The organism is Fibrobacter sp. (assembly GCA_012523595.1).
Classification (GTDB): domain Bacteria; phylum Fibrobacterota; class Chitinivibrionia; order Chitinivibrionales; family Chitinispirillaceae; genus JAAYIG01.
The window spans coordinates 1-25,131 of sequence record JAAYIG010000139.1 but is presented as its reverse complement, the minus strand read 5'-3'; the positions used below and the strand labels follow the sequence as shown (position 1 = coordinate 25,131).

22 protein-coding genes are annotated in these 25,131 nt (G+C 44.3%); 15 read left to right on the top strand and 7 right to left on the bottom strand.

The genetic code is table 11. From position 1 onward, the window contains the following. Positions 1 to 226: 226 nt before the first annotated feature. A complete protein-coding gene (locus GX089_09675; GenBank protein ID NLP02751.1) occupies positions 227 to 1,570 on the bottom strand; it encodes a hypothetical protein in 1,344 nt (447 codons plus the stop codon). A gap of 311 nt (positions 1,571 to 1,881) precedes the next feature. On the opposite strand from GX089_09675, the gene GX089_09670 reads away from it, so the two are divergent. Next, positions 1,882 to 3,201, top strand: coding sequence for an SGNH/GDSL hydrolase family protein (locus GX089_09670; GenBank protein NLP02750.1), 1,320 nt, complete (start codon positions 1,882 to 1,884; stop codon positions 3,199 to 3,201). Between the two features lie 91 nt (positions 3,202 to 3,292). Here GX089_09670 and GX089_09665 read toward each other — a convergent pair whose 3' ends face one another. Beyond that, on the bottom strand, positions 3,293 to 4,174 hold the full coding sequence (locus tag GX089_09665) for a hypothetical protein (protein ID NLP02749.1): 882 nt from the start codon (positions 4,172 to 4,174) through the stop codon (positions 3,293 to 3,295). Between the two features lie 206 nt (positions 4,175 to 4,380). Here GX089_09665 and GX089_09660 point away from each other — a divergent pair, with 206 nt between their 5' ends. The 9 genes from GX089_09660 to GX089_09620 all read left to right on the top strand — a co-directional run bounded on the left by GX089_09660 (position 4,381) and on the right by GX089_09620 (position 13,684). Further along, on the top strand, positions 4,381 to 6,561 hold the full coding sequence (locus GX089_09660; protein ID NLP02748.1) for a response regulator: 2,181 nt from the start codon (positions 4,381 to 4,383) through the stop codon (positions 6,559 to 6,561). Positions 6,562 to 6,671: 110 nt separating this feature from the next. Further along, entirely contained in the window at positions 6,672 to 7,679 is a 1,008-nt protein-coding gene (locus GX089_09655) for a hypothetical protein (GenBank protein ID NLP02747.1), read from the top strand. 16 nt (positions 7,680 to 7,695) lie between these two features. After that, positions 7,696 to 8,079 carry a hypothetical protein gene (locus GX089_09650; protein NLP02746.1) on the top strand — a complete coding sequence of 128 codons (384 nt, stop codon included), beginning with the start codon at positions 7,696 to 7,698 and terminating at the stop codon, positions 8,077 to 8,079. Between the two features lie 40 nt (positions 8,080 to 8,119). After that, positions 8,120 to 8,425, top strand: a complete 306-nt coding sequence (locus GX089_09645; protein NLP02745.1) for a hypothetical protein — start codon at positions 8,120 to 8,122, stop codon at positions 8,423 to 8,425. Positions 8,426 to 8,603: 178 nt separating this feature from the next. Continuing rightward, on the top strand, positions 8,604 to 8,978 hold the full coding sequence (locus GX089_09640; protein NLP02744.1) for a hypothetical protein: 375 nt from the start codon (positions 8,604 to 8,606) through the stop codon (positions 8,976 to 8,978). 16 nt (positions 8,979 to 8,994) lie between these two features. Beyond that, positions 8,995 to 9,426, top strand: coding sequence for a phage holin family protein (locus GX089_09635; GenBank protein NLP02743.1), 432 nt, complete (start codon positions 8,995 to 8,997; stop codon positions 9,424 to 9,426). Then, the gene (locus tag GX089_09630; GenBank protein ID NLP02742.1) at positions 9,405 to 10,298 is read left to right on the top strand and encodes a DUF883 family protein; all 894 of its coding nucleotides are present in this window, start codon (positions 9,405 to 9,407) and stop codon (positions 10,296 to 10,298) included. Before GX089_09635 ends, GX089_09630 begins: the two co-directional genes overlap by 22 nt. Positions 10,299 to 10,515: 217 nt before the next feature. Further along, complete coding sequence (locus tag GX089_09625; protein ID NLP02741.1) at positions 10,516 to 12,267, top strand: hypothetical protein; 1,752 nt, start codon at positions 10,516 to 10,518, stop codon at positions 12,265 to 12,267. A gap of 688 nt (positions 12,268 to 12,955) precedes the next feature. Continuing rightward, complete coding sequence (locus GX089_09620) at positions 12,956 to 13,684, top strand: FHA domain-containing protein (GenBank protein NLP02740.1); 729 nt, start codon at positions 12,956 to 12,958, stop codon at positions 13,682 to 13,684. A 432-nt stretch (positions 13,685 to 14,116) separates the two neighbouring features. On the opposite strand, the gene GX089_09615 is transcribed toward GX089_09620, so the two are convergent. The 4 genes from GX089_09615 to miaA form a co-directional block, all read right to left on the bottom strand. Next, the gene (locus tag GX089_09615; GenBank protein ID NLP02739.1) at positions 14,117 to 14,443 is read right to left on the bottom strand and encodes a DUF3392 family protein; all 327 of its coding nucleotides are present in this window, start codon (positions 14,441 to 14,443) and stop codon (positions 14,117 to 14,119) included. Next, a complete protein-coding gene (locus GX089_09610) occupies positions 14,436 to 14,741 on the bottom strand; it encodes a hypothetical protein (protein NLP02738.1) in 306 nt (101 codons plus the stop codon). The genes GX089_09615 and GX089_09610 overlap by 8 nt, the downstream gene beginning before the upstream one ends. 571 nt (positions 14,742 to 15,312) lie before the next feature. Further along, entirely contained in the window at positions 15,313 to 16,935 is a 1,623-nt protein-coding gene (locus GX089_09605) for a PAS domain S-box protein (protein ID NLP02737.1), read from the bottom strand. A gap of 362 nt (positions 16,936 to 17,297) precedes the next feature. Further along, complete coding sequence (miaA, locus tag GX089_09600) at positions 17,298 to 18,239, bottom strand: tRNA (adenosine(37)-N6)-dimethylallyltransferase MiaA (GenBank protein ID NLP02736.1); 942 nt, start codon at positions 18,237 to 18,239, stop codon at positions 17,298 to 17,300. 159 nt (positions 18,240 to 18,398) lie between these two features. Between miaA and GX089_09595 the strand changes: the two genes are divergently transcribed. The 4 genes from GX089_09595 to GX089_09580 all read left to right on the top strand — a co-directional run bounded on the left by GX089_09595 (position 18,399) and on the right by GX089_09580 (position 21,978). Then, positions 18,399 to 18,998, top strand: coding sequence for a hypothetical protein (locus GX089_09595; protein ID NLP02735.1), 600 nt, complete (start codon positions 18,399 to 18,401; stop codon positions 18,996 to 18,998). A 149-nt stretch (positions 18,999 to 19,147) separates the two neighbouring features. Then, on the top strand, positions 19,148 to 20,527 hold the full coding sequence (der, locus tag GX089_09590; GenBank protein NLP02734.1) for a ribosome biogenesis GTPase Der: 1,380 nt from the start codon (positions 19,148 to 19,150) through the stop codon (positions 20,525 to 20,527). Further along, the gene (locus GX089_09585) at positions 20,524 to 21,540 is read left to right on the top strand and encodes an NAD(P)-dependent glycerol-3-phosphate dehydrogenase (protein NLP02733.1); all 1,017 of its coding nucleotides are present in this window, start codon (positions 20,524 to 20,526) and stop codon (positions 21,538 to 21,540) included. The genes der and GX089_09585 overlap by 4 nt, the downstream gene beginning before the upstream one ends. A gap of 30 nt (positions 21,541 to 21,570) precedes the next feature. Continuing rightward, complete coding sequence (locus GX089_09580) at positions 21,571 to 21,978, top strand: MerR family transcriptional regulator (protein ID NLP02732.1); 408 nt, start codon at positions 21,571 to 21,573, stop codon at positions 21,976 to 21,978. A gap of 90 nt (positions 21,979 to 22,068) precedes the next feature. Here the strand turns inward: GX089_09580 and GX089_09575 are convergent, their stop codons facing one another. Next, complete coding sequence (locus tag GX089_09575) at positions 22,069 to 23,031, bottom strand: radical SAM protein (GenBank protein ID NLP02731.1); 963 nt, start codon at positions 23,029 to 23,031, stop codon at positions 22,069 to 22,071. 164 nt (positions 23,032 to 23,195) lie between these two features. Here GX089_09575 and GX089_09570 point away from each other — a divergent pair. Next, positions 23,196 to 25,131, top strand: a 1,936-nt coding sequence (locus tag GX089_09570) for a cadherin-like domain-containing protein (protein ID NLP02730.1), incomplete at its 3' end; no start/stop codon positions are given.

Genomic DNA, 25,131 nt, shown 5'->3' with positions numbered 1-25,131 from the left:
CCTGCAGTTTTTTGATGATCTTTTATATTTACGATTACGAGCGCTGCTTGGCTGAGCACGAAAAAGAATCATCGAGGCTTTGCTCAGGAACAAACGTTTCTGGATTACTCTCCAGATGAAATCGGATGAAAAACATTCGATGCCAATACCGATACCGATATGAAGAACAAATATTTTTGTCTTTGTATAATTATGAGATAAGTTAACCGGAAATTACCAATCAAAATTATTGTTTAATAAAAACCCTTGCCCATCCGGTTTTTTGCCCACCTACGAAATAGAAACCTTCCGGGATATTGGCTGTATTCCACCTGCACACTCCTGACAGATCAAAAGACATATGTTCTACAAGCTTTCCATTTGCATTGACAATCCGGATTTTATCACCTGCTTTAAGCCTTGGAGATGAGATCAAAACTGTACGGCTGTTGATTTGTGCAGCACTGATCTCTACTGTGTTGTGTGCCCTGTACATGACTTTTTCCTGTACAACATCGACTGTTCCAGTATCCCATCCGGTAATCTGTTTTATAAAGGCTACAACCGAGTCTGATATCTGCCTGGCATCAGCAGTATCAGGATGCCAACTGCAGCCCTTTACCTGCTGTTTACATTCCAGGAAGTAAACACCTTTATGACCTAAACTTGTTGTCTCTGCAGCTACGGCAGATCGGGCTGCCTGATCCATACACCCTGAGTATGCGATAAAAAGAATGGGTGTATTTGGATAATTGCCTCTGATGGTTGTTACAAAAGAGTGAATTGCATCACTGAATTCTTTGTCAGAGCATCCGGAACTCTTATCGTTGATGCCAAGAAAGATAGAGACAATGTCGGGTATCCACTTGGAGAAATCCCAGGATGGTGATTGAGCTGTCCCCATCGTATCAAAGGTGCAGGAGTATTTCTGCGGTAAACATGTTTTACCACCCAGACTCTTTGCCAGACCTATACCGGATTCGGCCAGAATAATATCCTGTGCCCTGAATGCTTTACTGGTAAGACGTGCCCAGGATTTGTTGGTGTTTGTACGGGCTTGCTGGTCATCGCAGGCCTCGATGAAGTAACCGGCAGTCCAGGAATCACCGAGAAATTCCATTTTACGTACTGGCTTTTCCTGCGGGAGGACTTCTGCGCCGCTGGACAAATAGAATCCTCCGAACGTGGCTATTGCCCAATATGGTTCATTTCGCCTGACAATGCGGATCACATGTGCATCGGGTGAAAGCGAACTGATGAGATTATATTTTTTTGAATTCCATGAATCTGCGTAAAGGGGTGTGGGTTGAGCTATTCCGTCAATTTCAATATCGAAGTATCCTGCCCCGTCGGCAAGCTCAACGCCAAATGTCGATGTGCCGCTTACCTTTATCTCGATTGAGGAGCCTGACCAGTTGAAGCGAGGTGCCTTGGGGTTGGTAAAATCGAATCTTCCGTAATAATTGATCAATGGATTATCAGGTTCAATCAGGGTATCTGCAATGAGATTGCCTGAAGTTGCGATGAATAATACCCCGATTAAGCTCCCCTCCAACAGGCGGCTTTTTAACATGCGAAAAATGAAGTTCATTTTTGGAATCCCTGGTTTCTGTACCTGAATTGCTGCACTTTTTACATGATAATTCAGATTCAAGTGTGAATATAAGAATCTTCTTCTCTATATAATAAAAAATATAGTTGCTGAATTGTGGTTTTTGTGGACTGCCGGTTTGGATTCTGTGGACAACTTTGACAACACAGATGTTTATAGAACCAATGTGGTCATCGATGTCAACACTTTGAGTCTTTCAGCGCAAGAAACTTATTTGTTGCATACCGAACCGATTTTAAATTGAATTCTGATCAGGTATTCAAGCACAGTATCCACAAGAGAGGGATATTATGAGAATCAGAACAGGGATCTCTTTTATTGTCATTATCATATTTGCCACTGTTGGTTTTTCCATGACTGCAAACCCGATCATCTCACGTGGAAAAACAGTTTACTCTTCCCGCGGAAATCTCTCCTATTTGACTGATAATAAGTATGGGGGCCAGGCTTTTATGGTCAGTGACAATTCCTGGATTGCCATAAATGTGGATGCCGGACCTGCAAAGGTTCTGTTGAACTGGAATAATCCAGGGTACTCCTGGTCTGATTTGATCGCTTCAGCGACATCCTGTAAAAGCGGTCTGAACGTACCAGTTGATTATGATATTCTTATTTCCACGAATTCCACAAACGGGGATGATGGGGACTGGACACCAGTATTGAATATCAGAAATAACAGCGTAACGGCGCGGGCACATTCCATCGATTTCGGCAATTCACAATGGTTAAAGATGTCAATTGTAAAGGGTGGGGGTTCCATTGATGAAATTGAAGTGTTTGATGTGACAAGCGGGGGTGATGATATCTGGTTTTTCCCGGGTACCAGCATTTCTGCCAACGCTTACAAATCAAACCCTCCCTCAGAAAGCTTTGCCGACCTTATAACAAAATCTAACCCTTCATTTACTCCTGCTGTTATCCGAGGAGGAATCCCCTGTATAAACAGTACAACTATGGCAAATGATATCTCTGCATATATTGACATAGCGCGAAACGCGAAGTACTGGGCAATTGAGATGGGAACCAACGATGCCTGGGGTGGAAGCGCTTACAATGTCTCGACATATAAGTCCAACATGCAGAAGATAATCGATTCATGTAAAGCAAACGGGATTCAGCCGATTATCGCAAAGATAATCGGAACCGACTCATCGAAAGCAGGATGGCAGGTTCATCCCGATTTTCTGAGAGCGATCGATTCGCTGACCGTAAAAAACAACCTGATTCCCGGGCCTGATTTCTATACCTATTTCTCTACACATACATCAGAGCTCAGTGACGGGGTTCATCCCAATGCAGCAGGAGGAGCCAGTATGTTCCGCCTGTGGGCTGAAAAAATGGACAGCCTTTATGCGATTTCTGTTTCCACTAAAAAAGGAACGAAACAGACGGAAAAGATGCATTCAGGTATGATGCAGTTGAAATTGGTCAATAAGCAGTATGAGATAAGTGTTAAGCGTGGAGGTACGCTGTCGATTTATTCTCTCAGCGGGGCTCTAATAAATAAAGTCTACTTACCGGCAAATGGATCTTACAAACCGGACACAAAAAGAGGAGTCTGCATCGCCCGGTTTTTATCGAGTTCTGTTCTTTTGAATACATGTTTTTAGAGAAGTATGGCCCAGAATTAACAGAAAAGAAATGCCCTCAGCGCAAGATCAAAGCACTTTAGGCTGTGGAAGATTGAAATTGGTTTGAAAATTAACCGGCAGGCTGTTCATCTGTGGTTTCACTCCCTTCCAATTCCTCCTGCATCTCCATCAGGCGTGCCTTTTTTCTATTCCTTACAATTGTCACTGCAAAAGCGACAATTGAAAGTATAGTCAACCCGATCCAGAAAAGGGAGTAATCTGAAATCAGGAACAGATATTTGAAACGCTTTCTGATCTCCTTCTGAAGAAGATCTTCGAATTCCTTTTTACTGAGTCCGAAGACTTCCAGACACCCTCTCTCAAAATTCCTTCTTTGCTCTGTAGCAGAGAGCAGTTCCGGAATGAAATCGATCCCATACATGTCAATGAGAAAAGAAACGGCGAAATGGCTCTGACAGTATGCAAGCTGAGCTTTCCAGTAATCGAATCTGTTAAGTTTTTCGATAGTATCAAGAGACAGAAGGGAACCGGTAAGAACTGCTCTCGACAAAATGACATGTTCATCAAAGGAGAGCTCACCTGATAGCGCCATTGCCACCCCCTCATGAAACCATCTTGGCACATGGAGTTTTCCGTATGATCTGGCAAGGGCAATATGAACCATTTCATGGCTTATTATCCTGTAAAAATCGGTATTGTGAAAAGCGTATTTTTTATCAACAGGAATGACGATCAGATCTCTTCCTGCCGCGCCTCCCCCTCCCCATTCAGGAATCCTTACTCCGAGAGTTCTTTGATCCGCACTGGTGTAAAACCGGATTAAAATGGGAGTGGAATCAATGCGGGGTTCAGGGTTAATGATTTTCAGTATGCGATTGTATTCTTTTTGGAGGGAAATTGTGTCGAGTTGAGGCGGCATCTGGCCTTCATACTTTATTTCAGTACAGAGGGAAAAGGAAAAGATAAGAAGAATAACCTGCAGGACCCGCATCTAGTAAAATTATATCCTGCCTAATTTGTTTACCGCTAGATCAGATATTGAATCGGCGGTATTAATACCGCCTCCAGCCAAATCAAGCCCGGTTAACCGGGCTTCTAAGTAACCAAATTCACATCATATTCTTCTGCGATTGATTCAGAATAATCTTTTATCAATATTTGCCATGTGTTATTTTTTACTTACCCTGAAACACGCATTTGCAATTCGAAAACTCAACTGAGATAACACCTGTGGTTGATATCTACACCTTTATTTCATTATTGACATTCATTTTAAACCTCTCAATTTTCTCCTATGTTCTGGGGCAGAGGAGAAAGTCACGGCTGAACACTTCATTCCTGCTTTACACATTCTTCATGTCGATAGTGCCCCTTATCGATTATCTAAGCTACCTTCCATTCTCTCCTGAAATCAACCCTTTTTTCAACAGACTGCTTCTGACACCCATGCTTGCGCTTGGGTTCCTGTTTCTCAACTTTGTCTATGAGCTTCTGGGCAGAAAACAGGATACAGCTTACCGCCTGTCATTTCTGGTTTTCATTCTGTCGCTGTGTATAGTCGTGATTTTCCCCCCTGTCAGGGGTGTAAAAATGGAGGGAAGCAAAGTACTTTTATATATGCCTACAATCTGGCTGATTATCTCTTTTAATCTTTCATTGACACTGGTTCCCCTCCATCCTTTCTGGCTCTGCTTTGAACGCTTACGGAATAAAGCATCCGATCCGCAACTGGTCAAACAGCTTCGGCTTGTGCTTGCAGGTTCGGTTCTCTCTTCTATCGTTTCAGTATGTACTGTCTGTGGAGCGTTTGTTTTAGGTATTCCCATACTGCTAAGGTTTGCCTGTCTTGGAATACTTACCAATACCCTTTTTTTGTATCTAGCCATACAAAGGCATTACTTTCTTTGTGTAAATAATGAACAGATCGAGCAATCATTCCGTCATATTTTCGAGAATGTACATGATGCTGTGATTCTGTTTGACCAAAGTGGATTTGCTGCCCAGATCAACCGGAGCGCACATTCACTTCTGGGTAATGAGGCAAACGGTCTGACCGGATTGTCGCTGCAGAAACTGATCGAAGGTTATGAATTTTCTCAAGACTATACCGGGAACCCGGCTTCCATAACAGATGCCTCCGGAAGAAAAGATCTTATCTTATCGCAATCTCCCATTAAAAGTAATGGTAAATTATTAGGAAAACTGCTGATAATCCATGATATTACAGTGCAGAAAAAAACCGAACAGCAACTGGCCAGGGCTAAAAATATCGAGTCCATAGGTCAGCTTGCCGCTGGAGTTGCCCATGATTTCAATAATTATCTCTGTGGAATAATATCCAGTTTTACTCTTGGAAAAATGGAGCTTGGTTCTGAGTCCAAAGTCGCAGAGATTCTCTCTGAGGGTGAAAAGGCGGCGTTGGCGGCAAGGGAGCTTACCAATCAGATACTATCCTTTGCAAAAGGCGGACCTCACATCGAAACGGTATTTGACATAAAGAATCTTATAAAGGAAGCAGGTGAATTTTCTGTAAGGGGATCAGGTGTCAGCCTGAAGATTTCTCTTGATGAGCAAGAAGCCAATGTAAGAGGTGACAAGTCTCAGATTCGTCAGGTGTTTCAAAATGTAATCCTTAATGCCATCCAGTCTATGCCTGGAGGCGGCGAAGTTAAAATTTCCGGAGGAGTTGTAAACCTTGAAGAGGATGACCTGTCTACTCTTGGTAAAGGCTGTTTTTTCAAAGCAATGGTGGCAGACACCGGCTGCGGCATGTCTCCGGATATTCAAGCCCGTATCTTTGATCCATATTTTACCACTAAAACCAGGGGCAGCGGTTTAGGGCTTGCGGTTGTATACTCAGTTTTAACAAAACACAAAGGGTATGTAACAGTTGATTCACAGGAAAATAAAGGGACAGTCTTTACAATTCTGCTTCCGGTTGTACATGAACCGGTAACGGTTCTCCCGGCTCCTTCATCACCTCTGCGATTTGTTCCGGGACGTATTCTGATTATGGATGATTATGCGCCGGTACGCATGAGCCTTTCACATATCCTAAAGCGCCTGGGGTTTGATTCGGATCATGCTGCTTCAGGAAAAGAAGCACTTGAAAAGTACGACAAAACAAGCGGAAATGGTAAAAAGTACAGCGCAGTAATAACAGACCTTACTGTTCCTGGCAGAATGGGAGGATGTGAACTGGCGGACGAACTTCATAAAAGAGATCCACAACTGCTTATAATTGTCTCCAGCGGTTACACCGGAGATACGGCAATTGCTGATTATAAGAAATATGGCTTTGCCGCCGTGCTTCATAAACCATACAGTTTCGATGAATTAAAGAGTGTTCTGGCTACAGTCCTGCCAACTTCCGAATAACAGATCTTTCTCCGGATAAGAATCGCTTTTTCCCGTTTAGCAAACCTATCGTATCGAAACAGGTCAATAATACATTGACATTATCCAACTCACAATTGGATAATAAAATTATGTCCAGTAAAACGATTTCACTATACCTGAAAGTGCATTACAGTGAATTGATAGGGCTGGCTATTATCACTACCATAGCTGTCTCTCTGAATGGGCTTGGGAAAGTATTTCCCGCATCCGGGAGGTCTTTACCTTCCCGTGTTGTGGAAACCAGACAGATAAAATACTCCAATGTCCATGAAAAGTATTACGCTGATAACTGGCAACTCCTCGAGGAACGATTTCCTGAAAGAAAGACAAATGAACCGTTTGTCTATATTAAACAGGTCTTTTGTGTTTTCGGTGGAGCGATAATTATGATGCTGGCGATTTCCAGGAAAATCCGCTTTGAAAAGTCCTTTTCGCAGGTTACAAGCTGGGATGTTACTGCCTTGTGCTGTATCCTGAATCTGATTTTCGCTTATGCATTCGGCTTTACTGCTGTTGTAAACGATTGGTGGTTTTTCTTTCCCGATCTTATAACCGGTATTATATGGCAGATTGGGAACGGTCAGATGGTGCTTGGTGATGTACTGTTTTATCCTTTTGCAACGGCTATGGGTCATCTGGCAGTAATCCTGACACTGAGAATGAAGGATCCTTTAAACAATTCAAGACTGGATGCTTTGTTAAAGGCGGTATGGTTTACTATACTGTTTACTGTTGCGCTTTTTGCCATAATATTCGGTTCCACCGTCATGCAGGGAATGGTAAAATGGCTGTATTTCCCCTTTGGTCTTGCCGGACTCATTTTTTACCGCAAATTTACCGCTTTTCAACTCTGGTCTACCACTTTGCTGTTTGTGATCTGTGAATTCCTGTGGGATGTGGTATCGCGCGTAAAAGGTATCTGGATTTTTCCGGATTATACCACTCACCCGGGGCTATACTGTAAAGAGATTCTGCTTTTCAGGATTGGAGATTTTCCTGTTATCTGGCAGCCGGAAATGACTCAGATGGCCTTTGTATCGGGGCTGATCTGCATCGTCTTTTTTCACACCGCACGGTATCTGCTTAACAAGAAATAGGGGGTGGATCATCAGCATGAATTTCCCGTTATATCTGACACTGGATCTTTGTTTGTGTGTGATTGCTGTCATTGCCGCTGTTCCGCTGTATAAACGTCTTGATAAATACAGCAGGAAGGCTGCAGTATCTACATTCCTTCTGCTCTGTGTTCTATCCGCTGGTTTTCAGTATATCTGTTTTATACGCGTAGGGGCCTGGATTGTGAATCCTGAAGTGACATGGCTTATTCCATATAGAATTGCCGGATCACCGGTTGAGGAGTACCTTTTCTGGTGGTCTTTTGCCATTATAATGCTCGAATTGTATCTGTATCCTGGAGTCTTGAAAAAAAATAGAACCGAAGGGAGCGGAAGCTATAAGACATCTGATAAATATCTTCATTGCGAAAATGCCAGGTGAAGCACCAGATTTCTGAGAAAGGGTTTTTCCGGAGGAAAAAATGAAGTGGTATCTGATGTGGTGGGTAATTGGAAGCATCATTATACAAACAGGATTGTACATGATGATCGGGAGAAATGTGGCAAAAAGTGCGGCAGTGTTTTGTGTTTCTGTCACATTTTCTCTTTTAATTACAATTGAATTTTTTGCAACAAGAGCCGGGATATGGTCCTGGAGTCCTGATGTGACATTGTATAAAATCGGTAATATACCTGTTGAAGAGATGATGCTTTATATCACTTCTGCAATAACGACTATACTCTTTTTTGAGACGATCAGATGGATATTTCAGAGATCAGAGAAATAATAGTGTTCTCCTCAACATAAGATGGCAGTGTGATTCAGGTTAAGATATTGCTCCTGATGTCCTCTTGCTTGTTCAATCCCCTCTGAGCTTGCGATTTGTCCTCATATTACTCCCGGTTATGAAATAAGTCCTCCGGTTGAAGCGCAGTCATAATAGGACCATTTCAAGGAGCAAATCTATGGATATAAGAGATTTTGAAGATAAGAGGAGCTCTCAGGAACCCGGTTCCGATATCAATCGGAATATAAGGGAGAAAGGAAACCGCCTTGCCTCATCGGGTAAAGATGCTGCGGTTCAGGAGTTATCCAGAATAGGGACTGCGATTCATAAAGCAGCCGAGAAACTCTATGAACAGGACGACTATTTTGCAGGCTGGGCTGATAAGGCAGCGGAAAGGTTGGATTCTTTGACAAACTATCTTAAGGAGAAAAAGTCTGATGATATCATGCATGATCTGCAGGATTTTTCGAGACGCAATCCTTATGTAACGGTTGGAGTGATGTTTGCCGCAGGTCTGGCCCTGTCCAGAGTACTAAAATCGGGACAGCGATAGTCCGGGGAGGCTAAAGATGAGTTTTCAAGACAGAACAGTGTTTGTAGAGGAGGAGTCTGCAATTGACCTGATAAGGGATCTCCGTGATGAATCTCTCACTATGATCCGTCAGGAAATCGAATTGGCGAAAGCGGAAACTTCCGAAAAAATCTCCTCTGCAGTAAAGAATTCGGTTTTCATGGTAGTCTGGTCTTTTGTTTTATATGCCGGCTTTTTGTTTCTGCTGGCCGGGCTGACTTTCCTTGGTTATTCAGGTTTTGTGGCTGCAGGATTATCTCCGGCAGTGGCAATCTGGCTGATGCCGCTTATTACGGCAGTGATAGTCCTTGCAGTTGGGGGAATCGGCCTCTGGAGGGCATTTAAAAAGTTGACCAGTATTTCACCGGTGCCTGAGAAGACGATCCATACACTCAAGGAGGATCAGCGATGGCTGAAAAAGGAACTTTGACAGAAAATAGAGAACAGGTGGAGATCCATAACTGGGCCCCTGTCAATGAAAGCGGTAAGCCAAAGAGTTCAAGTGAAATCGAGCATGACATAGAGGAAACCCGTGATGAAATGAACAGATTGCTTGACGCGCTGGCTGACCGGATAAGTCCCAACAGAATGGTAAACAGGTTCAGGGGAAGGATTGTCAGAGCATACAGACAAAACAAATTACCTCTTCTGCTGATGGCCTCGGGGGCTGTGTGGATGTTCTATGACATTCAGCACCAGGATGGAAAAGGGAGGCCGGAGTTTTACAGAAGAAGAGAGAGGCCTGAAGAGGAGATCAGGCATAAATTTGAGTCTGGAATGCAGCGGACAAAACAGGAAGGAGAACAGTTTGAGCAGAGAGCCCGTGAAACTTCCGAAGAGGTAAAGGAGAGGGCAAAGGAAAGGATTGAAAATACAAAAGAGAAAGTGTCATACTATTCGGAACAGGCAAAGGAGCGTTCTCAGGAGATGCTGAGGCGGACGGACAGGGCAGTTCATGAAAATCCACTGCTTGCAGGGTTGACAGCGGCTGTGGCAGGAGTGATTACCGGACTTTTGCTGCCAGTGACTGAAACCGAGAAAAAAAGCGTCGGAAAAAATGTCAGGGAGACTTTTGAGCAGGCAAAAGAAAAGGGAAAGGAAACTCTGGAGAGGGGTAAAGAAGTACTCAGTGCCGCAAAAGAGGAATCAGAGAAACAGGGTTTGCCGGAAGATATTTCCAGAGCAGATCAACCCGAGAGGCGTGGGAAAGTAAGTTCCAAGATCTCAGAGACTGTAAAAGCCGCTACAGAAAAAGCGGAAGAAAAAATGGGGAAAAATTATCCTGGAAAAAAAGCAGCGTAGGTCTGTTCAGTTCTGTATCTGAATTACCTGCGCTTTCTGCACAGGTAATTCAGACATAAAAAGGCCTGAAATTGGATTTTATTGCATGCAGGATCTGGCTGAAACCTGATTATATTAGAAAATAGAATGGCTGTGTGCAGCAGCCAATTTTATATTCCTTCTGTGTGGCGAGGTTTTATATTCTATTAATCGATTAAACACATGGCGGGGAGGTCGGATGAAAACTGTTATTTACTCACTTCTTACAGCAATATTCATCGTTTGTTCTGTATATGCGGAGCAAAAAAACACCTCATCTCCTATAGCCCAATATCCTAAGAAAGTCTACGTTGATACAGCGAAGAACAGGATTTACTGGCCGCTTGAAAAAGAGGTGTATGTCAGGCTTGCAGAATCAGCAGATAAGTCTGCTCCCTCCTACATACTTTCTACTGATGAGGGAAGCGGTGCCGCAAAAGGACTCAAGCTGGATGTGTCGGGACGTCAGTCTTTACGCTGGATAAATGCCATAACAAACGAAACGGTAAATCTGCGTTTTTATGCTGATGGGGAACCTCCTGCGTGTAAAATCAAGCTGGATGGAGCTCCTTCATACATAAATCCCAATCCAATAAGGGTACCTTCAGATTCTTCCGGTGTTAAAGAAAAGACTTTTCTTCCTCCGAATGTATCCTTTTATGGTAAAGGGCTGGAACTGCAGATCGAAAGTGAAGACAGGCATTCAGGCGTAGATGCAGTTTACTTGTCGATCAACAATTCAGCTTACAAAAGGCTGAATGGAAAGATGGCGATTAGTGAAGAGAATATTTACGACGTCGCCTGTTTTGGTGCTGATCGTGTAGGAAACACAAGCATACCACAGACCAGCCGTTTTGTTGTAGATCTTACTCCTCCGGTCAGCGAAGCTCTCTCGGATAAAGGCAGAGATTCTATCTTCACCCGGTCAGAGGGAATGATCATCAATGCAAAAGACAACCTCTCCGGTGTCAAAGAGACATTTTATCGTTTCAACAATGATATCAGCTTTACACCTTACAGGAATTACGTCTCGCTTAGAAAACTCGATGATGGAAAGCATACTATTTTCTTCTATTCTTCCGATAATGTAGGTAATGTCGAAAAGATAAAATCAATGACTTTCTCGATCGATGACAAAGCGCCGCAGCCTGAAATGGTTTACAGCGGTGATTTTTTCGTCCAGTCTGAAAAAGTTAAGTATATCTCTCCTCGTACACGCGTGAAGGTTAATGCACAGGACAATATGAGCGGTGTTTCCGGAATAGAGTATTCGATAGATGGTGCTGCTTATAAGAAATACACCGAACCATTCACTCTTTTGCCAATGGATGGGAAACGGAGTGTGTCGGTGCGGGCATCAGACAGAAAAGGAAATCAAAGCCAGATTATCCGCACCTATGTGTTTATGGACACCAAACCTCCCCGCTGTAAATATGAGATAAGCGGGCCTCAGTTAGAGAAAAATGGCGCAGTTTGCATAACTCCGGAAACCAGAATTCTGCTTTCTGCCCGGGATGATGCATCGGGGGTCAAGTCGATTCAATATCAGATAGGTAACGAGCCACCGGTTGATTATTCAGGGTCATTCAACATTGACAAAGAAGGTCTTATGATAATCAAGTACTGGGGCAAAGACAACGTAAACAATGTTACTGATGCACAATCGATAACTATTTTAGTGGATAAAACACCCCCGGAAATCGTGGAAACCTTCAGTGTTGTCGGGCAGGGTTCACCGATGAAATTTCCGAAGTCAACTTCGCTTTTTCTGGCTGCACGGGACAATTCCGCCGGTGTCAATGGAATCTGGTACTCTATTAATAAGGCAAGTCAGGAGAAGTATGGGGGAATACTGAAGTTTGAAAAACCCGGCAACTATACTCTCGATATAAGCTCACGTGACAATGTCGGCAATGTTTCCAGGAAAGTACTCTCATTTATTGTAGAGTAAGATGCCGGTGGCCGGAGCTTTTATAACCTGAATACAGGCACATAACCTCTCAAAGAAGGCATAGGGAGAATCCTTATGCCTTCTCTTCTATCTGTAGCTTCTTAACCTTCAGGTGATCGATCTCAAGGATTCGAAGCTGGCTTCAGTGCCGCTACCCGAAGCGGCAGCACAATGCTTGGCCCGATTCTGGATCCCTCGATATACCGTTCCGGCCATCGGCGGCATAAATGGTGCCTCTAAGCAAAACAAGCCCGGTGAACCGGGATTAGAGAAACAAAATCCCAATGTCGCGTGTTTTTCACCCCGGCTATTGGGGTTTTCCTTTATAGAAGGGCGGCATTTATGCCACCAAAGACGGCCCGTCCCTTTTTTACTTTTTTCTCCCGGGGTCGGTCTCGGAATTGGAATCGGTATCGAATGTTTTTTCCGATTTTCTCTTCCTGGAGAGTAATCCAGAAACGTTTGTTTCTGCTTGTAATCGTAAATAAAAAAAAAAGATCATAAAAACTGCAGAAATATGCTGTGTGCGTACCCTCGTCCTGTCGTACCCTCGTGTTGTTGTACTGTCGTACTGTCGTACTAAAAGTAACCCCAGGGCTGAATTATCCTTCCTGGACTGATGGCAGTTATCCGGAATTATTTTATATTTTTGTATTACATATCAGCCCGATCATAAAAAGGACCTACAATGAACCACCTTTTTTTAGTACGCTACCCCGAAGAACCTCTGCAGGTGCCTGAGAAAGGGAAACTCACCATCGGACGCGCTGATGATAACGACATAGTCCTTCCTGAACCCCGTGTCAGCCGCAAGCACGCATCCATCGAATTTAAAAAACATCATTATTTGCTCAGTGATCTCGGGAGCTCAAATGGTACTTTCCTCAATTCATCGAGACTTACTAAAAACAGCCCTGTGAAACTTCAGAACTGGGATAAGATCCGCGTTGCCTCGGCAGTGTTCACAGCCAGGATCGTTGAGGATAAGATGGAGATCATGGATGAGTTTAAGGAGTTACGTTCCCGAGCCCAGTGTCTGGTAACCGAGAAGTACGATCTCAGTGAACTTTTAAACGAGGAGAGTCAACCGGGGTTTGCCGGTGATCTGGCACATCTCTGCCCGGTAGAGATCTTTCAGATGATAGAATCGGGTGAGAAAACAGGTATTCTTGAGATGCGTACACCTGTCGGTGAGGCAACCTTTGCTCTTTGCAGAGGACATATATGCAAAGCTGCCTTTAACCAGAAAACCGGCGAGGAGGCGGTTTACGATATTCTTAACGTTAATCAGGGGACATTTGTCTTTACGCCTGAAGATGTGCAGCCGGACAACCCGGAAATCACCATGAGTATCACTTTTCTGCTTATCGAGGGGTGCAGAAGGCTGGATGAAGAGGCGATGGGTGTAAGCCAGTGAAATTCGGGATGATTCCAAGTTTTTCAGAGCTGATCACAATTTAACTTTCCCATCGGGGTCGGAATCGAACTCCTATATTTATTCACCACAATCAAACATTTTTTCCTGCCGATATTGAATTAGCCTTCCTGGAGATTTTGCCATTTTGGGCGTTCATAAAGTCACCTTTGGGGTGAAGGAGTGAGATATTGGCTTAAGCGCTTAATCTATCGGGTCAACAATTCACCCCGGAGATGAATCAAGGATTCCGGGAGCCTTCTTTCCAGAATTTGCTTCGGTTGGCCAATGACGGAGAAAAAAGTAAAAAGATGGTCCGTCCCTTTTTTTAATTTTTTCCATCGGGGCCAGTCTCGAAATCGCAATCGAAACCCAATTTTATTCACCCCAATGAATAGAACTCATCGTATATCGATTTTCGATACGGGATTACTCCTAAATCTCTCTTTGCTGTTTTGCAAGTAAGGCAAGGGCAAGGAAAATGATTACCACGGCAACTATCAGGACCAAATTGGCAAGCCCGACCATCCACAGGCGCAATCCCTTATAGAGAATCTGGGATAAGGCTCCATAGCCTGCTGAGCAGAGGAGGATAAAAATTAAATAGCGCAGAAACGAGTTGAGCTTTTTTGTGGTTCGTTTTACAAAACTGTTTATATACGGTCCTAAAAGCACCATAACAACAGAAGTGATACTGAAACAGACCTCCTGAATATTCTGATGGATAAAGAGTGCTGAGTGGCGTACCAGGTCATCAAGCATTGCTTTCCCTCACTAAAGCTTCTTTTTCCTCTTTAAGAATGCGGAAATAACGATAAAGAATCAGTGGTCCGGCAATGCATCCTGCTAAACCCATCAGAAGACAGGCGGCTACGAAAACAAACGATGGGCCCACTGCACCGGCTGTGTTATACTCGATTACACCGGAAACAAAAGCACCAATCCCACATAAAAGAGAAAATAACCCGGAAATTATCAGTATCTTTTTACTGCTGCTTCTTTCGTTTTGAGCTTCCAGTAGAAGAGAGTCAAGTTCCTGTTTCCGTGCTTCCGATATCATGAGGTCGAAAACCTGTGTTTTGTATCTGAATTATCTATGTTTCATTATAAACAATTTGAATACAAATAAGAGCATTGAAATCCTTTCAGTCTGAAATTTAATATACATTTTTTATCGTAGTGTCAGATAAACTTCAGAACATGGGTTTACGTTGAAAACTTACTGATGGTATTGATATTGGGGATGGAACCGGCATCGGATAAATAGTTGATGGTGATAAAAAGAATCTCACGCAGAGTAACGGTGGGAGAAGAGAATGGAAATAGATGAAACAGGAATGATTAACGGAAGTTATTCCGGATAATCAAGGGAACTCTCACAGGTTCAGAAAATGAAAGTTCCGAAAGACAATCCAAATATTATGTTCTGTGAATAGTGATAGTTATCTCTCCAGCCCCCAGTGACCAGCAGGGAGTAAATAAATTCTTGTCAAAAAAGTTGAAGCGGGCTATAGCTTCGATTCTGTTAAGCAAGAATTCTTTTCAACAGTGGAAGCCAAAAGTAAAGCGATGGTACTAAATTAAATAGGAAACAACGAGTTGGTCAAGAATCAACCAATTGTGAGAAAAACCTAAGGAAAACTGGTATGTCCTACCGTAAAATAAAACGCAGTACCTGAACCTTTACCTTCTGATTCCACCCAGATTCTACCGTGATGATGTTCAACTATTCTTTTTACGATTGCAAGACCGGTTCCTGTACCCGCAATTTCCGGGTGAAATTTCTCAAAGAGGTCAAAAATCTTGTGCTGGTATTGAGGCTCAATACCAATCCCGTTGTCTTTGACATAGAGTATTGTCTCTTCACCTTTTTTTATGGCTCCGATCTTTATTTCAGGGTTGGGCTGGGAGCCCATAAACTTGATTGCATTGTTGATAAGATTCTGAAATACCTCCACCATTCCAGGGAAATCAACGATTAAAGAGATATTCTCGCCTGAAGTCTTAATTGTCACATTTTGACGCTTGATTGCTTCCTCTTCAAGTTTAAGCGCTTCATCTACGATATTCTTTAACATCACTTTCTCCAGGGGATTTCTCTTCCTTCCGGCTTTCATTAATTCCAGTAGATCATCAAAAAGATCACTCATCTTAACCACTGCATTTTCCATGCGGTTTAAATCATCCCTGATGCTCATTTGATTCTGCTCCTTAATATCATGATGCAGGTATCCCAGGAAGGACTTCAAGGTAACCAGGGGTGTTCTCAGCTCATGAGAGAAAGTGTAAGCGAAGCGTTCTGATTCTGCAAGACGGATGTTAAGCTCGTTTTCTATACGGGTACGCTTGAGAGATAATGCGGCTTGATTTACAATAGATTCGATCAGGTTTTTGTTCCTCAGAAAACCCCCGCAGGCATGGGAAAGGATAGTGGCTGTGCCCAGAAGGTCATCCTCAACTGCACAGGCCATCGCAAAAACATCTCCAATATTCAGTTCCCGCTCGAGAGTATCACAAATGGACCTGGGGATCTGCCTGAATGTCAGATCATAAAGACCCCCCTCCAGAAGATCAAGTTTCCCGGGTATCATCCGGCCCCTTGTCGCTTCTGTAAAATTAAAGACCAGCCCCTCAACATTCCGTCCCAGAATTCTCCTTAAAATCTCCCTTTCATTATCTGTGCAGCGCAGTTCCCTGATTGTCAATGTGCGGTTCCCGGGATCAAATTCATTGAATGCAATTATGGCATCTTCTGCTACGGAGTAGAGAAAATCAGCTGTTGTTTTGAATTGATCAGACAGGGTCGATGATTTGAGCAGTTTAGTGGCAGTATTGGAGAGAAAACTCAGACCCTCAGCGTGTCTTCTCAGTGATTCTTCAGTATTCAGCCGCCCGGTAATATCAGTTATCAATACTACCGCTCCCAGGGTTTCCTCTTCCTTGATAATAGGCCAGGCAGAATAATCGGCAGGAAAAAAGGTTCCATCCCGGCGAATACAAATATCCTCTTCTATTCGCACAGCACTTTTTTTATGCAGCACCCCAAGCATTTCGCACTCCTCCTGAGGATAGATGGTCCCGTTTTTTCGGCATCGATGAATGATTTCATGAATCTGAGTGCCCAGCACCTCTTCTTTTTGCCAGCCTGTCAGATCTGAGGCTTTCTGATTGAAAAAGATGCATTTCCCATGCTCGTCAACAGCATAAACTCCCTCAGCAGTTGACTTGAAAAGGAACTGAAGACAATCTTTCAATAAGGTGGTGCTCTTAGACATACATTGTGAAATTACAAGGCAAAAATTTGACCAAAAGCCTTTATATTTGAATTCTTTTACAGGGACTTTTTAGGTGTGGAGACTTTTGGATGGTGATCAACTGTTTGTATTGGGATATGTATAAACAATTAACATGATCAGGAAATGACTTGCCTTGATTTTACCATGGAAGGGAAAATTCTTGTTCTTATCGGGATCCTAACCGACACATTGCCGCGTTATGTGAATCAAATTGTAATGTTCATTTTAAACAGCGTCTCTGGTAAATTTGAGCAGATTTTTGTTAATTTGCAGGCAGCATTTCGGTTTTGAATCTGATTCCGACCCCGATTTGGGGTGTATCAACAATTGGGGTTGTCCACAGGAGAAAAATAACGGCTCACTATCTCTGATGCCTCCTCCTGATCAGCACCGTTAATCCAGTGTACCTCAATTCCACGCCGCTCCATCCCCCTGAACCATGTTTCCTGACGCTTTGCCAGTTGATGAATGCTGTGTTTTAACTGCTCTACTGCCTGAGTGTAGGAAACTTCGCCTTCAATATATCTGGCAAGATACCCATACTCCATACCAAATAACGAGTATCTCTTCTGTGATATCCCCGACCCAAGTATTCTCCTGACCTCATCAACCATACCCTCCTGAAGCCTCAATTCAAGCCTCAGGTCGATTCTTTTCCTGAGCCGCTCTCTGTCCCAGCGGGTACAGATTACAAGAGGGTTAATCTTCTCAACTGGTCTGATTTCATCTTTTTCAGGGTTTTCACGCCTGTAGCAGGCAATCTCCAGTGCCCGAATGATCCGTTTTTTACTGCTCAGATCGGTTCTGCTGTAAAGATCAGGATCGATCTTCTCCAACTCCCTTTTGAGCTCCTCCTTTTCAAGTCCGCTTAATTTTTCCCTGAGTTCCTCATTTTCCGGTATGGCGGGAATCTGATAATTTTTCAGAACAGCCTCGATATACAACCCGCTGCCCCCAACAAGAAATGGGACACGATTCCGGAGTTTTATCTCTCTGTAAACTTTGTAAAAATCCTTCTGATAATCAAAAAGGGTGTATACAGACTGTGGGTTTGCAATATCGATCAAATGACAGGGAATCTTTTTTTCGTTGATAAAGTATTCATTGAGATCTTTGCCGGTTCCTATATCCATTCCCCTGTATACCTGCCTGGAATCTGCAGAAATAATCTCTCCATTGTAATGTGAGGCAAGATATACTCCGAGTCGTGTTTTACCGCTGGCGGTTGGCCCGCAGATAACAATCAGGTCCTTTTTTTCCATTTCTTTTTCAGTCTTCACCTGAATTTCTGATCTCTTGCTCAATATCTGCTATAACCATATAATTACGTTATGCGTCTTTTCTTGAAAATAACTGTCACACTTATTATTTCTTCGGTTTTGCACTGCGTCATCCCATCGGGAACGATAGAGCCCTTCACTATGTCTCTGCCTGAAAATATATCCGATACAATTTCCCCGTTTCAGTCAGTTCCTCTCTGCTTCTCAAGGGCAATCAGTGACACCGGCCAGATTTCCTTCAGTATCAAACCACTTTTCGAGCAGTACTATTACACAATCTCTGCGACAAATGACACTGTTTTCATTGTGCCTTCAGAACCATTTCCGGGTAATACCCGTTTCGTAATACGGGCAGATAAGAGGATTATGTCGGTTAATGATGAGCCACTCTCTGTAGATTCGGTGGTTTTCTTTACACATGCCTTCGAACGGGAACCCAATAATACCATTGAGACATCAGACCATCTTCCCAAAAAAGTCTTTGGCACCCTCTCCTCGGCCAATGATACCGATTATTTCAGCATAAGAGATACCTCTATAAATAAATTTTATATAATCGCCAGCGGATCCCAGACCACTTTTGCTGTTCAGGACAGTCTCGGGAGCAGGACTCCTGAGCGCAGCTACAGAAACAGAGATACAATCACCGCACCGGATTCCTTCAAAGCACCTCTTTATCTGCTGGTTTTCTCCTACCGTAAATCGGTAGGGGGGTATTATGAAACAGGTCCGGTTTACTGATCAGCAGTGTTCTCCGTAATCATCCCTTGACTTCTCTTTACGACTCTGTCTTTTTGTTACAGCAAATCTCTAAAGGATTCTTGTAAGTTTATTATTGACAACGCATTAAAAATAAGGTAACTTTTGGTACTGCTTATCCGGGAGGTGGTTTGGGGAATAAAAAACCGGTTGTATCGGTTATCGGCAGGCCAAATGTGGGCAAATCGAGCCTGTTTAACAGAATAATCGGGAAGAGAGTTGCAGTTGTTGATGATGTTGCCGGTGTCACACGGGATCGGCACTATTTCACAGCCAACTGGAACGGACACGAGTTCATTCTCATCGATACCGGAGGAATGCTGCCGAGCAGCCGTGAAAAGATGGCGGAAGCGATTCACGAGCAGGTGCATATTGCTGTAAAGGAATCGGATCTGGTCCTGTTTCTGATTGATGCTAAAAGCGGCATTACCGACCTTGACATGCTGATTGCGAAGCAGTTAAGGAAGGCTGCGTCTGAAAAGACTATCCTTGTTGTAAACAAAGCGGATTCCAGGAAGGTCGAATATGAGATTAACACCTACCGTGCTCTTGGCATAGACAGCATCTACCCGGTTTCCGCGCTTCACGGCCTGGGTGTAGCGGATCTTCTTGATGTTGTAATCGAACGCATAAGCGGATCCCTTGTTCCTCCTGAGCAATCCCTGGAGCCTGTGTTGAAACTGGCCATAGTGGGACGTCCCAATGCCGGAAAATCATCACTGGTAAACAAGCTTCTTGGAAAAAACAGAATGATAGTGCATCATGAACCAGGAACAACCAGGGATGCAATTGACACCGAGATGCTTTACAAAGACAAGAGAATCGTGCTGATAGATACTGCGGGGCTGCGCAAGCGCTCTCATGTCAGGGAGGACATGGAATACTATTCCAATCTCAGGGCAATTCAGAGTATCGAACGTTGTGACATCTGTGTTCTTGTCGTGGATGTAAAAAACAAGATCGGCGTACAGGATCTTCGGATTGTCAAAAAGATCCAGGAGATGCGTAAAGGGATGCTTCTGGCCTGGAACAAATGGGATACTGTGGAGAAGGACCATAAGACTTTTGATCAACTGGTCGCAGCCACACGCGAAGAGTTTATGGAACTGCGTTACATACCTATGGTTTCTATCTCGGCTCTTACTGGTCAGAGAGTTACAGCAGTAATCGACACTGCTTTGGAGATAAAAGAGCGGCTTAAAACCAGGGTTCCATCTGCAGAATTCGAGAATAGAGTTTTCAGTTGGGTCAGATCCCACCCTCATCCTGCAATTCCCGAAAATCCGGTAAGATTTCTCGGTGCAAAGCAGGTAGATGCGCCTTATCCACTCTTTAAATTTTTTGTCACCAATCCAAAGCAGATTTCTCCGGCATATATCCGTTATTTGTCCAACAAGATCTACGAAACATATAATTTTGAAGGTTGCCCCTTGATACTGGAGTTCCGTCCCATAGCCAAGGCGAAACATCGGGGCAGTGCAGGGCAGACCGAAACCCGGGAGGAAGTGTGAAAATAGGCATTCTTGGTGCGGGGAGCTGGGCTATCGCCTTGTCGGTTCTCCTGCATAGACGTGGTCATCAGATTGTGATGTGGGAGTTCAATCCCTCTGATGCTGAAATGCTCAGAGATAAAAGAGAGCATTCTGTGAAGCTTCCTGGAATACATATTCCGGAATCTATTGATATTGTAAACGATATCCGGCCGGCGATCCAGCTTTCGGATTATATGGTTTGTGCGGTTCCGTCACAGACTATGCGTTCAACGATGAAGTGTGTATCAAAATCGGTTGAAAAAGCTTGTGTTAATATGATACAGGGATGGGTTGTGGTGTCCAAGGGGATAGAAAATGACACTCTGAAGCTTATGACAGATGTAATAATGGATGAAATCCCCGGGTTGTCAACTGATAAGCTGGCAGCGCTCTCCGGACCTTCTCATGCTGAAGAGGTCTCAAGAGATATTCCCACCACTGTGGTGGCTGCATCTGACAATTTGAAACTTGCTGAAATCATCCAGGAAGCCTTTTCAACAGAGGTTTTTCGTATCTACACAAATTCCGATATGCGGGGAGTGGAACTGGCTGGAAGTGTGAAGAATGTAATCGCTCTGGCAGCAGGAATCTGTGATGGACTCGGGCTCGGGGACAATACAAAGGGTGCGCTTCTGACAAGAGGTATAGCGGAGATGATGAGGCTGGGGGAAAAGATGGGAGCACAGAGTTCTACCTTTTCCGGACTGGCAGGTATCGGAGATCTGATAACGACTTGTATAAGTAAACACAGCCGGAACAGAAAAATGGGTGAGCTTATAGCATCCGGTCTCAATCTCCAGCAGGCTCTTGACAATATGACCATGGTCGCCGAAGGAGTTCAGACTACAAAATCTGTGTATGATCTGTCCAGAAAACTCGATATTGAGATGCCAATTACTCAGGAAGTATACAAGACACTTTTCGAGAATAAAAGTGCCAGGCTTGCAGTGCGGGATCTGATGCTGCGGGAATCCAAGCCTGAATGGTGGTAAATATAACCGGTTACTCTTAAGAGGTATTTTATGGTCAATATCAAAAAGGCATACTATTCAATCAGTGAAGTCTGCAGTCTGACCGGCCTCGAACCGCATGTTCTGCGGTACTGGGAGAGTGAGTTTTCCCAATTGCGTCCAAAAAAGAATCGCGCGGGTAACAGAGCGTACAGGCAGAAAGATATAGATTTAGTAAACTATATCAAATTTCTGCTTTACGAAGAAAAATTTACCATCCCCGGAGCCAAGAAAAAGCTCTCTGAGATAAAGGAAATTCCCGAGACCGGGCAGATGAAACCCGATCTTCAACTGGCTCTGGATATTCCTGAGGAAAAACCATCCCAGCCCTCCTCTCAAAATGCGGCTGAAAACCAGAAAGAGTATATCGATGAAATCAGAAAAGAACTCACCGGCATTCTCTCCATTTTGAAGGAATAAAGAGCAGGGCTTACATCTCTCTTCAACTCGGAATCGGTATCTAAACCTTCTTCCGTAATTCAAATCAAAGTAATCACATCTTAAGTCATATTAATCAGTGGTCCTCTTTTTGGACAGCACTGGCCGCAGCGCATCGATAACCGACGACACCGAAGTGTAAGAGTCAATTGAGTAGTACTGATACCATCCGCAATTTCTTTCGCACTCACGCATCACCTGTCTTGCCTGCTTTGCCTCCTCTGAACGAAGCCATTCGCAGAGATCCACAGTTTTCAGGTCCGGTCCTTTTTTGCCGAGGATATGGCAGGGATAATACAGGAATCCGTCAGGTGAAATTATTACTGATGCTGTAGAGCATTTTTGCTTTCTGTAAGCGCTGAAATAGCCTTGAGGTGTATGAATCGTGGCAGGATAGATCTTTCTTAGATAAAGCAGCTTTTTTTCCAGCAGATCAAGATCAGGAAAGTAGTTTTCTGTTTTATCCATGTGTGCCGCAGGGATTACTACTATGTTTGCACCCTGCTCATGACAGAGTCTCACTTTTTCATCCAGTGACTCCACTGTATCTCTGGTTACAACTGTCTGTACCGATACCTGGAGGGGAAGCCTGGAGAGTTCAGGCAGAAGTTTGAACATTTCCAGGTTGTCGTGCCCCTCATCGATCGAGACATGAAGGAAATCTATATACTTTGCATACTCATCCAGAGGATACGATGTGAGATTTTTTACACTTGTAGTAAACAGGAGATAAAACCTGCAGCTTCGGGCAAACCGGAGCAGCTCCCCGATATCTTCCCGAAGCAAAGGCTCACCACCCTCAAAGCTTACCATCAGTACCGGTGAACAGGAGAGGTTTTTGAGGATAGCCTTGACCTCCTCAGTGGAGAGATCCTTCACAGGATCTTTTTTTACGTTGCAGAATGGACAGCCGAAATGACAGCGTGATGTCAGCTTGAAAGATGCGTAAAAAGGATAAACCGGTTCCCGTATTATGGAATTGTATAGGATCCCTTTGAGAGTCGGCAGATAATTCTGAAGAGGCATTATTCTCATATATTCACTCCGGAATGGAATAGAGAAATATAGTTTCAGCGGCCATTTATATTTTAGTAGTAGGTGCATTTTCCCAATCGGGGTCGGAATCGGTATCGAAACCAATGACATTGTACCGGTATGATATTATCGATACCCGATAAACACTGACAAACAGGTAAAACATGAAAAACTGGATAACCGTATCAGCAACAGTGGTTTTCTGTGTGATGATCACCAGTGCCGGCCCGCTTGACCGGGTAACAATGTCCTATGAACAGAAGATATTCGTGTCTGGAATCAACGCTGCCTGGAAAAATTTCGGAGGCGATGTGGGCAAGTATCCTCTTGATTCGCTCTGGTTTGAGGAAATGATTCAGGGTGTGGCGGATTCAGGGGGAAATGCGGTACGATGGTGGCTGTTTACAGACTGTTCAAATGATCCTCTCATAGATCCGGTTACAAAGCTTACTACAGGACTTGGTGAATCTACAGTGGCTAATATCAGAAAGGTGCTGGACATGGGGTACTCCCGCGGTGTAAGCATCGATCTGTGTCTGCTGTCTTTTGACATGATGAAAACTGGAAAGACTGGTGTCGATATAGAGGCAAACAAGATGATCCTGCAGACCGATGAGGGACGCAAGGCATTTATTGACAATGCTGTGGTTCCACTGGTGAGGGCTATCGGACACCATCCTGCAATTCTATGCTGGGAGATTTTCAATGAACCGGAGGGGATGGTGAAGTCGATTGCGGGTGACTGGGGAAGTATGGCCTCAGGAATCGAGATCACCGATGTGCAGAAAACAGTAAACCAGGTGACCGGGGCTATTCACCGGGCAGTTCCGGGAGTGCCGGTAAGCAACGGATGCTGGGCCTTTATCGCAGGGTCAAATACCATCGAGGGAGACCACAACTACTACACAGATTCTGCGCTTGTAAGTGTTGGCGGTGATCCGGATGGAACGCTGGACTTCTATATGGTTCATTACTATGAGTGGGCCGGGACCAAACGATCCCCCTTCCACCATCCTGCCTCCTACTGGGGACTCGACAAGCCTCTTGTCATCGCAGAATTTCCTGCAAAGGGCCTTTCTGATTCTTTAGGCGGACTGACGCCCGCGCAGTGCTGGAACTATCTGATGGAAAACGGGTATGCAGGCGCGATGGGCTGGACATATACAGCGCATGATGGTTTTGGGGGGCTGCCTGAGGCGGGGCAGGGGATGCGGGCACTTAAGACATCCGCATCATCAGATGTAACACTGGATTTCCCTCCGGTAGCCGGGGATGACTGGTATGCTGATACCACCGGTAAAACCCTGACTGTTGCGGCTCCTGGTGTGCTTGCAAATGATAGAGATCCTACACCCGGGCAGACCTTGTCTGCATCGCTTATAACACCGGTATCCCATGGCACAGTTGCCCTCAATTCAGACGGATCGTTTACTTATACACCCGCAGCGGGGTGGGCAGGTACCGATCGTTTTGTGTATGCCTTAAGGAGTGGCGATGCATCGGATACAGCCACGGCTGTGATCAGGATGCTTGATCCTTCCAAAGGGGTATTTTTTGCGCCTCCCAGAGCAAGTCAGTGGCAGATCTATGCCGGGTGGGGGACTTTTTCTGTTGCAGACCTTCAGACTGGAATGGGGATGAATCATTCTCAGTGGGGAAGTGCCTCGACATGGATAGTCGGCGGCGGAGTTCCGGTTACCTTGACCGCGGAAGAACAGACTGTGTCTGTCCAGGTGCTCAATGATCCCTCTTCACAGTGGGCCGTGCTCAGGTTTCATTTGACAACGCAGGCCGCGGTGGGTAATTACGGACCGACTGACACCACAGTGAACATCATAGAGCTTACCCCGAAAGGAACCGGTAAGGACGGGTTTACTGAATACCGCGGAACTTTTACCCCCGGATCAGCGGGAACTTTCCTTCCTTCATTGCAGTTTATCTGGGATGACAGTGACGGGAACGGTCCCAACTACAATCATCAGAGTGTGATCCGTGATCTGGAGATCTTTCCATCCAGTGATTTTGTCGGGAGCAGAAATGCCGGAGGAGATTTACGGGCCAGAGTGTCTGGTATCAAATGGAAAGTATCCGGGCAGACTG

Bases quoted from the DNA above. Each gene is read 5' to 3' on its own strand.
- GX089_09610 (NLP02738.1), bottom strand. From the start codon at position 14,741: ATGATATCGGAAGCACGGAAACAGGAACTTGACTCTCTTCTACTGGAA.
- GX089_09580 (NLP02732.1), top strand. From the start codon at position 21,571: ATGGTCAATATCAAAAAGGCATACTATTCAATCAGTGAAGTCTGCAGT.
- miaA (NLP02736.1), bottom strand. From the start codon at position 18,239: ATGGAAAAAAAGGACCTGATTGTTATCTGCGGGCCAACCGCCAGCGGT.
- GX089_09650 (NLP02746.1), top strand. From the start codon at position 7,696: ATGAATTTCCCGTTATATCTGACACTGGATCTTTGTTTGTGTGTGATT.
- GX089_09575 (NLP02731.1), bottom strand. From the start codon at position 23,031: ATGAGAATAATGCCTCTTCAGAATTATCTGCCGACTCTCAAAGGGATC.
- GX089_09630 (NLP02742.1), top strand. From the start codon at position 9,405: ATGGCTGAAAAAGGAACTTTGACAGAAAATAGAGAACAGGTGGAGATC.
- GX089_09675 (NLP02751.1), bottom strand. From the start codon at position 1,570: ATGAACTTCATTTTTCGCATGTTAAAAAGCCGCCTGTTGGAGGGGAGC.
- GX089_09665 (NLP02749.1), bottom strand. From the start codon at position 4,174: ATGCGGGTCCTGCAGGTTATTCTTCTTATCTTTTCCTTTTCCCTCTGT.
- GX089_09670 (NLP02750.1), top strand. From the start codon at position 1,882: ATGAGAATCAGAACAGGGATCTCTTTTATTGTCATTATCATATTTGCC.
- GX089_09595 (NLP02735.1), top strand. From the start codon at position 18,399: ATGTCTCTGCCTGAAAATATATCCGATACAATTTCCCCGTTTCAGTCA.
- GX089_09625 (NLP02741.1), top strand. From the start codon at position 10,516: ATGAAAACTGTTATTTACTCACTTCTTACAGCAATATTCATCGTTTGT.
- GX089_09620 (NLP02740.1), top strand. From the start codon at position 12,956: ATGAACCACCTTTTTTTAGTACGCTACCCCGAAGAACCTCTGCAGGTG.
- GX089_09615 (NLP02739.1), bottom strand. From the start codon at position 14,443: ATGCTTGATGACCTGGTACGCCACTCAGCACTCTTTATCCATCAGAAT.
- GX089_09635 (NLP02743.1), top strand. From the start codon at position 8,995: ATGAGTTTTCAAGACAGAACAGTGTTTGTAGAGGAGGAGTCTGCAATT.
- GX089_09655 (NLP02747.1), top strand. From the start codon at position 6,672: ATGTCCAGTAAAACGATTTCACTATACCTGAAAGTGCATTACAGTGAA.
- GX089_09640 (NLP02744.1), top strand. From the start codon at position 8,604: ATGGATATAAGAGATTTTGAAGATAAGAGGAGCTCTCAGGAACCCGGT.
- GX089_09645 (NLP02745.1), top strand. From the start codon at position 8,120: ATGAAGTGGTATCTGATGTGGTGGGTAATTGGAAGCATCATTATACAA.